Here is an 11006-nt window from a genome sequence, read left to right as displayed (position 1 = left end):
GGCTGCACGAAGGCCCATTCGGCATCGGACAGTTCATGGCGACGTATCACCTGACCATGATCCCCGACCGGAGATCATTTGGCGACAGACCCTAGTGCGGCTGCACCTCTTCGCCGACGACGGCCTGATGGCCGTTTCGAGGTGATCCAACCGGAAGGGGACAGGCGTCAAAGGGACCGGGACGCAAGCCCACGTATACGACTTCGGTTAGTGGAACGGCTCTTTGAGCAGCCACGGGAGCGTGGGTTACCAAGGACTGGCCCGCCCGGCATGTGGCTCGTGTGCCGGGTCCATTCATGCCCGGAGGTAATCCCGAATGTCCCAGCGCGCTCACTCCCACAATCCCCGCTCGTCCCTGCTCCGCACTCGGGCTGCCGTCATAGCAGTAGGCCTCGGAGCGTCGGCACTGCTCGGGGTGGGCACCGCGGTGGCTGCGGAGGCCGGCAAGACCACCTCAGCGCTGTCCGGCTCGGCTACCGCCCAGGCCGCCGCCGTCAAGAAGGCCGCGAAGAAGGCGCCCTCATGGGTCGTCCCGGTCAAGGAGTACAAGCTCACCGCGGGCTACGCCCAGTCGGGCAGCAGGTGGTCGTCGACCCACTCCGGGCAGGACTTTGCTGTGCCTCTCGGCACGCCGGTCGGCGCTGTGCGCGGCGGCACCGTCGTCAAGGCCGGCCCGAACGGTGGCGGGGACGGACCGGCGTACGGCAACGCCGTCGTGATCAAGCACGGCAACGGGACTTACTCGCAGTACGCGCACCTGTCCCGGATCGATGTGAAGGTCGGGCAGACCGTGAAGACCGGGCAGACCATCGCCCGGTCCGGCAACACCGGCAACTCCAGCGGCCCGCATCTGCATCTCGAGATCCGCACGAGCCCGAACTTCGGCTCCTCCATCAACCCCATGGCCTTCCTGCGCTCGCAGGGTGTCACCGTCTGACCGTCGCGCGGTCTGAGGCGTGGGCCACGGCGCTGCGTCCGGGCGCTGCTCTCAGATGCCCGCCTGTGTCTGGCAGATCGGTCCGTGGACCACGAAGCAGCACCCTGCGCTCCACCGAACTCATGGGCAAGGTCGTCTCCGCAAGCCCCTGTCCACCAAGGCCGGCTCAGGGCGACAGGTGGGCGGGTCAGCAGCCCTATGGCGCCCTCACCGACGATCACACCAACCGCCAGGAACAGCAGCAGGCCGGGCAGAACAATCCCGTGCACCATTCGAGCCACATCGATGCTGGCCAGCAGCACCGCGCCACCGACCAGCAACACCAGATACATGTCGTGCGGGGTCACCGCGCCGCCCCGATCCGGCATCCGGCATCCGGCGTCCTGGGTCACCGAAGGACGAACCGTGACTGCGCTGAGGGCCACGAGAACCTCATCATCCGACGGACCAGGCCGGCACCCGATTGCCCGGGGGTCGGCGTACGCGTCACGCAAGGTCACGGGGTTGGTGACCGTTTGGATACGCCTGCTGCCTGGCTCAGCTCAGCGTGCGGCTGACCCACGTCGTTCGCCTCCAGGAGCAGCGTCCGACCCTCGGACAGTCAACCGACAGGCGAGCCGTACTCTCATGCGAAGCCGAGAGGCACCAGATGTGCCGACCAGGGTTTGCTCCCTCGCAGGCCGTCTGTTGCACCCCAGGGCGGTGCCCGTCGCGTAACCATTTGTGGGGTGCTGCTTCGGTTTCGTTCATGATGCGTGATTGCCGCAATCCGCACATGGCTTGTTAATGCGCGCGGCCCAGGAACAGGTCAGTCCTGTGTCTCATGGGACGGTAGGATCACGGCGTGGTTACGAACTGGTCTCCCCGTGGAGTGCAGCGGACACGCCCTTGGGCTGCTCTGCTGCACCTTTTTGGGCTGGCCACACTGCTGTTCGGCCTTGTATACGCCCACAGCGTGAGCACCGAGGGCATCGCAGGCCACATCAACGCCACGGCAACAACCACCTCGCAGGGCGTCGCCGGCAGCCAGGCCACGGCCTTGGCCCTTGATGCTGAGCGGGCGCTCGAAACCGAGCCGCTCGATTCGCACCCCGACGACCACGCTCCCTCTCACCCCGCACAGGAGTGCACCCCGGGGCAGCCGCAGCAGGGAGTCACCTTCGGTGCTCCCTGCCCTTCCCCGTTGAGCGAGGAACTGTCGCACTCCAAGGCGGACATCCGCCGAACTGCCCCAGGAAGGGTCGGGGTGACCGTCTCGTCACCCATGGAGTCCAGAACATCAACCGTGCTACAGGTCTAGATTCGGCACGCCTCCGACTGGTCAATACCGCGCAGTGAAACGAACGGACCGCTAGTGTCCGTTGTGCGCGAACTTGGCCGGATTGTGGCGCCAGACTTCCCGTAGGGCCGCTTGCAGGCTGAACGGTCCGGACGACGGCGCTCGCCCACTGCTCGCCGACCTGTTGCTGTTCTCCCTTGCCCATGATGCCGGGGGAGACGGCTGCCGCACGGAGGACCTGTGCCGAACGACCAGTCCCCCGCACGTCTGGACCAGCCTGCTCTGCCATCGCCGCGCCGGTTGCTGGCCTGGGTGCTGGGCGCCCTACTGCTGGCGGGGCTCTTTCACTGTCTTGCCCTTCCACATGACAGGGATCACGGTCACCAGCCGTCGCTAGTGCTGGCCGGTGGCGCAGCGCCGGAAGTCGAATCTGCACTTCAGAACGAGTCCGGGCATTCGCATGGCGCTGCCGCGTGCACCGCCCCCGGTCTGATCCCGCAGATTCACGGCGGGTCAGATTCGCTGACCCGCGCCGGAGCGCTGCTCCCTCTCACTGGCGTCTCCGCGGTTGTGGCCGTATGGCTTTCCGCGCTCAGGTTCCGGCCTCGTGGACACCGGATAGCCACGCCGGGCCGCTCGACGCTCACGATCGTCTGTCGGTGGCGCATCTAGACCTCTCGGTCGCAGCCGTAGGCAACGGCTGCCGCTTGCCGCCCGCGGAGACGGGACTGTTCCCTGCCACGAAGGGCCGCACGCGAGATGAGCGAACATCCGACGCACATCATCGAACGAGAGCGGACAATGCATTCTCCGACCACTGACATGACACCCCCCACCCGCTCTGCCCTGTCCGGGCTGGTCGGCAACACCCCGCTGCTGCGGGTATCGGAGCCCCTCGCCCCAGCCGGGCGAGGTTTCTGGGCGAAGCTGGAGGGCTTCAACCCCGGCGGTATCAAGGACCGTCCGGGCTTGCACATGGTCGAGCGGGCCCGTTCCCGCGGTGACCTCCGGCCGGGTGCCCGCATCATCGAGTCGACCAGCGGCACGCTCGGCCTGGGGCTCGCCCTGGCCGGGATGGTCTACGGCCACCCCGTCACGCTGGTCACCGACCCGGGCCTGGAGATGTCCATGTCCCGGCTGCTGACGGCGTACGGGGCCCAGGTCAACGTCGTCTCCGAGCCGCACCCCACCGGCGGCTGGCAACAGGCACGCCGGGACCGGGTGGCCAAGCTGATGGAGCAGCACCCCGGTTCCTGGTGCCCGGACCAGTACAACAACCCCGACAACACCACCGCCTACACCCCGCTCGCCCTCGAACTGGCCACGGAGCTCGGCCACATCGACGTCCTGGTGTGCAGTGTGGGCACCGGCGGGCACTCCGCCGGAGTCTCCCGGGTGCTCCAGCAGCTCTACCCCGGTCTGAAGCTGGTCGGGGTCGACACCATCGGGTCGACGATCTTCGGCCAGCCCGCCCGGCCCCGGCTGATGCGCGGCCTGGGCTCCAGCATCTACCCGCGAAATGTGGCCTACGACAACTTCAGCGAGGTGCACTGGGTCTCCCCGGCCGAGTCGGTGTGGACCTGCCGCCAGCTCGCCGCCTCGCACTACGCCACCGGCGGCTGGAGCGTCGGGGCCGTGGCGCTGGTCGCAGGCTGGCTGGCCCGGACCCTGCCCGCGGACGCCCGTATCGCGGCGATCTTCCCCGACGGCCCGCAGCGCTATCTCGGCACCGTCTACGACGACGACTACTGCGCCGCCCACGGCCTGCTCGACTCCCCGCCCGCGCCGGAACCCGAGGTGATCGGCCGCCTGGACGAGAAGGAGGTCACACGCTGGACGCGATGCGAGAACGTCGTGGACCCGCTCACGCTGGCCGATTCACAGCAGCGGCGAGATGACACGGGCGGTCCGCTCGAAGCGTCCGACACGGAAGCCGAGGCGATGGTGGACGGCGACATCACCGTGCAGCTTGAGGACCTCGACGAGTCCGAGGAGGGCAACCGGTGAGGGGCACCCTGGCACAGGTCCGTTCCTACGAACGCAGCGTCCAACTGCTGATGGTGAACCAGTTCACCATCAACCTCGGCTTCTACATGCTGATGCCGTACCTGGCGGCGTATCTGGCAGGTCCCGTGGGGCTGGCTGGCTGGCTGGTCGGGCTGATTCTCGGCGTACGCAACTTCAGCCAGCAGGGCATGTTCCTGCTCGGCGGAACCCTGGCCGACCGGCTCGGCTACAAGCCCATGATCATCGCCGGGCTGGTGCTGCGCATCGTCGGCTTCGCCACTCTCGGACTCGTGGAGTCCGTACCCGCCCTGCTGGCCGCTTCGGCGGCGACGGGACTGGCCGGGGCCCTGTTCAATCCGGCCGTACGAGCCTACGTCGCAGCGGACGCAGGTGAACGCCGGGTCGAGGCGTTCGCGCTGTTCAACGTCTTCTACCAGGCCGGGATCCTGCTCGGTCCGCTGGTGGGCATGCTGCTGACCGGCGTGAGCTTCCGCGTCACGTGCCTTACAGCAGCCGGGATCTTCGCTCTGCTGAGCATCGTCCAGATCCGGGCCCTGCCCGCTCGCCGGGGCGATGACGCCAAGCGCGGGCAGGACCAGGAAGGCGTGCTGTCCCAGTGGCGGGGCATCGTGTCCAACCGGCCGTTCCTGCTGTTCTCGGTTGCCATGATCGGCTTCTACGTCATGCAGTTCCAGGTCTATCTGGCCCTGCCGCTGGAGGTGCGCCGCCTGGGTGGCGACGGGACGTTCGGCACGGCGGCGGTGGCGGTGCTGTTCGCCGTCTCGGGCCTGAGCACCATCCTCTTCCAGACCAAGGTGACCGCCTGGTGCAAGGCCCGCATGGAACCGGGCCGCGCGCTGACCTGGGGGCTGCTGACCATGGGGCTGGGGTTTGTTCCGCTGCTGGTGGCCACGGCCATCCCGGTACCGGACGGCGGCGTGGGGCTGTGGCTGCTCGCGGCCGTGCCTCCGTCCCTGTCCGCGCTGCTCCTCGCGATCGGCACGATGATCGCCTACCCCTTCGAGATGGACACCATCGTCCGCCTCTCCGGCAACCGCCTCGTCGCCACCCACTACGGCCTGTACAACACCATCTGCGGCATCGGCATCACCCTCGGCAACCTGCTGACGGGTGCCGCGCTCGACGCCGCACGGGCCGCCGGGATGTCCGCCCTGCCGTGGGTGGCGCTGGTCGCACTCGGCCTCGCCTGCGCCGCCGCCCTCTACGCGCTGCACCGCACGGGCCGCCTGGCACAACCGGTGCGCGAGGCGCAGCCAGAGCCCGCGAACGCATAACACGACGTCCTGTGCTGGAGGGGGCGGACGGATCTCCTTCCGTCCCCTCCGGCCGATCACCCCTGCCTGCACGTATCCGCCGGACCGCGCAAGAGCCCTTCGCCTCCGGGCCGGCGCCCTCCAGAAGACATGTAAGGACTGAAAACTACTGTGAGCCCGAAGCCTGTCGTCCTCATCGCCGAACGGTTGTCACCCGCCACCGTCGAAGCCCTGGGCCCGCATTTCAAGATCCGCCACTGCAACGGCGCCGACCGGGCCGAGCTGCTCCCGGCCATCGCCGACGTGGACGCGATCCTGATCCGCTCGGCCACCAAGGTCGACGCGGTGGCCATCGCCGCCGCGAAACGCCTGAAGGTCGTCGCCCGCGCCGGCGTCGGCCTCGACAATGTCGATGTCACCGCAGCCACACAGGCGGGCGTGATGGTGGTGAACGCACCCACCTCGAACATCGTCACGGCCGCCGAGCTCGCCTGCGGCCTGATCATCGCCACCGCCCGCAACATCCCACAGGCCGACGCCGCACTGAAGAACGGCGAGTGGAAACGCAGCAAGTACACGGGCGTGGAGCTGAGCGAGAAGACCCTCGGCGTCGTCGGCCTCGGCCGCATCGGTGTCCTGGTCGCCCAGCGCATGTCGGCCTTCGGCATGAAGATCGTCGCCTACGACCCCTACGTCCAGCCCGCACGCGCCGCGCAGATGGGCGCGAAGCTGCTCTCTCTCGACGAGTTGCTGGAGGTCTCGGACTTCATCACCGTGCATCTGCCCAAGACTCCTGAGACACTCGGCCTCATCGGCGACGAGGCGCTGCACAAGGTCAAGCCGACCGTCCGCATCATCAACGCCGCGCGCGGTGGCATCGTCGACGAGGACGCGCTGTTCTCCGCGCTGAAGGAGGGCCGGGTCGCCGGCGCCGGCCTCGACGTGTACGCGACGGAACCCTGCACCGACTCCCCCCTGTTCCAGTTCGACCAGGTCGTGTCCACCCCGCACCTCGGCGCCTCCACCGACGAGGCCCAGGAGAAGGCGGGCATCGCCGTCGCCAAGTCCGTCCGCCTCGCGCTCGCCGGTGAGCTGGTGCCGGACGCGGTCAACGTCCAGAGCGGCGTCATCTCCGAGGACGTCCGCCCTGTCCTGCCACTCGCCGAGAACCTCGGTCGCATCTTCACCGCGCTCGCCGGTGAGGTCGCAGTCCGCCTCGACGTCGAGGTGTACGGCGAGATCACCCAGCACGACGTGAAGGTGCTGGAGCTGTCCGCGCTCAAGGGTGTCTTCGAGGACGTCGTCGAAGAGACCGTCTCCTACGTCAACGCCCCGCTGTTCGCGCAGCAGCGCGGCGTCGAGGTCCGGCTGACCACCAACTCCGCCTCCCCCGACCACCGCACCATGGTGACCGTCCGCGGCACGCTCACCGACGGCGAGGAGATCGCGGTCTCCGGCACCCTGGCGGGCATGAGGCACATCCAGAAAATCGTGTCCGTGGGCAAGCACGGCATCGACCTCCCGGTTGCCGATCACCTGATCTTCCTGCGTTACATGGACCGCCCCGGCGTCATCGGCACCGTCGGAGGCATCCTGGGCCAAGCTGGTATCAACATCGCCGGCATGCAGGTGTCGCGTTCCGTACCGGGCGGTGAGGCGCTCATCGTCCTGAGCGTCGACAACACCGTTCCCTCGCATGTGCTCAGCGAAATCGCCCAGGAGATCGGCGCCATCTCCGTCCGAGCGGTCAGCCTCGGCTGAACCACAACGCCCGCTGAACGAGCCCAGGTGCCGTTCAGCGGGCGCCGGGTGTCAGCCTCCCGAAGCGCGGTCTTCACCGTCGGCGGCGCGATGTGGGGCACCGATAACGGCTCCGGCGTGTGCCCGGGCCGCCGGATCGCGCCGGGACTTGACCAGGCTGGCCACCGTGGTGACGGCCAGCACCCCGCCGATGACCGCCAGCGACAGGGGTGTAGGGATCTCGGGCACCCGATCATCAAGGCCATGCCCCCAGGCCAGCACCAGCTTCACACCGATGAACGCCAAGATCATTGCCAGCCCACTCGACAGGTACACCAGCCGATCGAGCAGACCGGTCACCAGGAAGAACAACGCGCGCAGACCCAGCAGGGCAAAGGCGTTCGCCACGAAGACGATGTACGGCTCCTCCGTCACGCCGAACACGGCAGGAATCGAGTCCAAGGCGAACAGGATGTCCGTGCCGCCGATGGCGATCAGCACCACGAACAACGGCGTGACCACCCGCCGGCCCTCCACGCGGGCGGTCAGGCGGCCCTCGATGTAGGTGTCGCTGACCGGCAGTACTCGACGGCAGGTACGCACCAGCGCGTTGTTCTCCACGTCAGGGTCCTCGTCGCGGTGACGGTACAGCTGCACCGCCGTCCACAGCAGCAGCAAACCGAAGATCAGGAACATGAAGGAGAACAACGACAGCAACGCGGCGCCCAGGGCGATGAAGGCCGCTCGCAATACCAGAGCGGCGACGATACCGAAGGTGAGCACTCGCTGCTGATGCTCCCTAGGCACCGAAAACGCCGACATGATAATCACGAAGACGAAGAGATTGTCGACCGACAGGCTCTTCTCCACGACATAGCCGGCGAAGTACTCAGCCCCGTGTTCCCACCCCACCTGGGCTGCGAAAACCAGACCGAAGAGCACAGCCACCGCGATATAGAACACCGACCAGGCGGTTGCTTCCTTGAATCCCACCGCGTGCGGACGCACCGTACCCAGCACCAGATCCAGGGCGAGCAGCGCCACGATCACACCGATCGTCAGCACCCACCCGACCGCGGTGACCTCCACCGGAACCTCCACGTCGCGTCGCTCGTCGTCGGCCGGACGTCCGCTGCGGCACACGGGAGCCGCGCTCGACCTGATCATGTCCCATTTCGTGCCAGATTCCCACAGAATCGCGGTGACACCCTGGTCCGCCCCTGCTGACCGCAGTCAGGAACTGCCCGACCGGCCCTGCCGCGCAGGCTCTGCACCGACCGTTCCCCCCGACCGCCAGTACGCCGCCGCGCCACCCGACTCGCCCGCCGATTGACAGCAGCCTTCGCCGCCGTGAGGGAGCGGGCAGACGACCGGCGCCGTCTGTGCGGTCCCCGGACCCGCCGCAAGGAGATCCTTACAGGTGTCTGCACGACCTTCGCAAGGAGATCGAAGCCCTGCGCAGCGAGCCCGGGGCACCACCCGCACAACACCCGGCATGACCGGCAGCCGGTTCTCGCTCGCGGCGAGCCGGCTCGCCGCGACTCTGACCTTGTGGTCTGCGCACGTCCCCCGGCCAATAACCGCTTCTTCCAGAGCCCTCAGCAGACGCAGGCATCCGAAGGTTCAGGAAAAGCCGCAGCATGCCCGCGAGGAAGCCCGGCGGATGCGCGCTCAGGCCACCCCGACTGCCGCACCCGCCAACGGGTCGGAGATCCTCGACACGTGACCTCTTCCGCACCAACGGTCCGGCGTTCCACCGTCGCGATCGGCTCCCTCGTCTCCCTCGTCCTGACCCTCCTGCTGGGCACAGCCGCCCCCGCATCCGCCCACGCGACCCTGCTGTTCACCAGCCCGGCCGCGGACGCGACGGTGGCCGACTCGCCGAGGGCGCTGGTCCTGGTCTTCGACCAACCGGTGAGCGTGAGCGGAACCTCCGTCCGCGTCGAACCCGCGGTCGGCCTGGGCACTCCCACGCTCAGCCGTGGCGGCCAAGAGATCACCATCCCGGTCGGTACCGCACTGGCCGAGGGCGCGCACACCATCGACTGGCAGGTCACCGCCCGAGACGGCGATGTCATGACCGGCAGCTACCGCTTCGCCGTGGGCCCCCGCACGATCGCCCTCGGCTCCGGCCAGACGACAGCCGCCAAGGACGCCGCGCCGACCACGATCCTGCGCTGGCTGCTCTTCGCAGCCCTCGCCATCGCGCTCGGTGAGGCGGCGGGCCGACGCCTCACCGACCGCCTCACCGACACCCCTGCCCAACGCCCACGCTCCTGGGCCCTGCCCGCCGCCCTCCTCGCCACCGTCGCCGCGCTCGGCCTGTCCGCCCTGCAAGTCGGGGACGGCTCCCTCTCCTCTCTCACCGGCACACGGCCCGGCGTACTGTCCCTGGTCGAGGTGGCAGGCTTCGGCCTCGCTGCGATGGCAGTTCTGGTACGCCGCCATGCTTGGGCGGTCCTCCCGCTCATAGCCGTCCTAGTCGCCGAGGCGCTGCGCGCCCACCCGCAGGCCGAGCAGTCCGTCGGGGGCCCGCTACTGACCTTCGTCCACCTCACAGCGGCCGCCCTGTGGGCCGGAACTCTGCTGCATGTCCTGCGTACCCTGGTCGTATGGCGCGTCGAGCGCGCCCCCGTACGCCCTTTGCTGCTCTCCTACGCCCGCCACGCCGCCTGGCTGTTCGCCGCCGTTGTCGTCACGGGCCTGATCTCCGCCCTGCTCCTCGTCCCGCTCGACGAGCTCGTCACCACCACGTACGGGCGAGTGCTGCTGGCCAAGATCACCCTGGTCGCCGTTGTCGCGGGCCTCGCGCTCACCGCCCGCCGTCGCCTGCGCCACACCGGAACGGGCTCACCGCAGCGTCCGGCTCGCGCCGAGACCGGCCTGCTCGCTGTCGTCCTGGCTGTGTCCGCGACGCTCACCGTGCTGTCCGTCCCCGCCGACGCCAACCGGCCTCTTCCCTTCGCACCGCCGCTCGACGGCCCGGTCGTACCCGCGGGCACCCGCGCAGGGGAGATCGGCATCAGCGCCCGGGCCGCGGCCGGCCGTCTCGTCATCGACCTCACCGCGCCACAGATCAGCGGAAGCGAGAAGCAGACGTACGGCTTGAAGGCCACGCTCGCCGACCCGCGCGGCACCCGGCGGGCACTGAAGCTCCGGGGCTGTGGCACCGGCTGCTTCTACACCGCGATGACGTGGCAGAAGGGCACCAGCCACCTCACCCTCACCGCCTCCGCCGGGGATGAATGGGCCGGCGGCCGCGCGGGGCTGTCCGTCACCTGGCCGCCCCGCCCGGAAACAGGCCTCCTGCGCGAGACGGTCGCCGCCATGGAGAAAGTCCCCAGCCTCACCCTGCACGAGCTGGTCACCAGCAACACCGCTCGCGGCCTCGGCGACCTCAGGAAGCTTCCCATCACGGGGAAGGAGTTCCTGGCCTCGGAGCCGTACGGCAGCGGCACCGCCCCCGTGATCACCCGTCTCCCCGACGAGAACGGTCACCGTCGCCTGGCACTGGCCTACCCCGCCGAGCACACCCAGCTCGACCTCACCCTCGACAAGGACGGCCGGATCCTCCACGAGACCCTGGCCGCCCCCAACCACCTCGTCACCCGCACCTTCGTCTACGCCGAGGCGGACGAGGACGGTCATGACCACTGATCGTCCAGGTGAAGCCGGCTACCCGGCGACGACCGCCTAATATCGCCAGTGATGGAGAGCCGGAGACAGCACACGACCCGCGCAGCGTGGGGGACCACGCGGGCCTCGGGTC

The 11006-nt window shown here is 68.7% G+C and carries 6 protein-coding genes; 5 read left to right on the top strand and 1 reads right to left on the bottom strand.

The genetic code is table 11. From position 1 onward, the window contains the following. The first annotated feature begins 316 nt into the window (after positions 1–316). From ABZ386_RS41140 to serA, 4 genes are all read left to right on the top strand, one after another. A complete protein-coding gene (locus ABZ386_RS41140; protein ID WP_355716006.1) occupies positions 317–937 on the top strand; it encodes a M23 family metallopeptidase in 621 nt (206 codons plus the stop codon). 2080 nt (positions 938–3017) lie between these two features. After that, positions 3018–4223, top strand: coding sequence for a PLP-dependent cysteine synthase family protein (locus ABZ386_RS41135; RefSeq protein ID WP_355716003.1), 1206 nt, complete (start codon positions 3018–3020; stop codon positions 4221–4223). Beyond that, on the top strand, positions 4220–5518 hold the full coding sequence (locus ABZ386_RS41130) for an MFS transporter (protein WP_355716000.1): 1299 nt from the start codon (positions 4220–4222) through the stop codon (positions 5516–5518). The genes ABZ386_RS41135 and ABZ386_RS41130 overlap by 4 nt, the downstream gene beginning before the upstream one ends. 150 nt (positions 5519–5668) lie before the next feature. Then, positions 5669–7258, top strand: a complete 1590-nt coding sequence (gene serA, locus ABZ386_RS41125; protein ID WP_355715997.1) for a phosphoglycerate dehydrogenase — start codon at positions 5669–5671, stop codon at positions 7256–7258. Between the two features lie 51 nt (positions 7259–7309). Here the strand turns inward: serA and ABZ386_RS41120 are convergent, their stop codons facing one another. After that, entirely contained in the window at positions 7310–8326 is a 1017-nt protein-coding gene (locus tag ABZ386_RS41120; protein ID WP_355715994.1) for a TerC family protein, read from the bottom strand. 633 nt (positions 8327–8959) lie between these two features. Between ABZ386_RS41120 and ABZ386_RS41115 the strand changes: the two genes are divergently transcribed. Further along, the gene (locus ABZ386_RS41115) at positions 8960–10894 is read left to right on the top strand and encodes a copper resistance protein CopC (protein ID WP_355715991.1); all 1935 of its coding nucleotides are present in this window, start codon (positions 8960–8962) and stop codon (positions 10892–10894) included. The last annotated feature ends 112 nt before the right edge of the window (positions 10895–11006 follow it).

Source organism: Streptomyces sp. NPDC006140, from assembly GCF_040628815.1.
GTDB lineage: Bacteria > Actinomycetota > Actinomycetes > Streptomycetales > Streptomycetaceae > Streptomyces.
The sequence above is the reverse complement of the archived record's forward strand: the minus strand, read 5'-3'. Positions and strand labels throughout refer to the sequence as shown.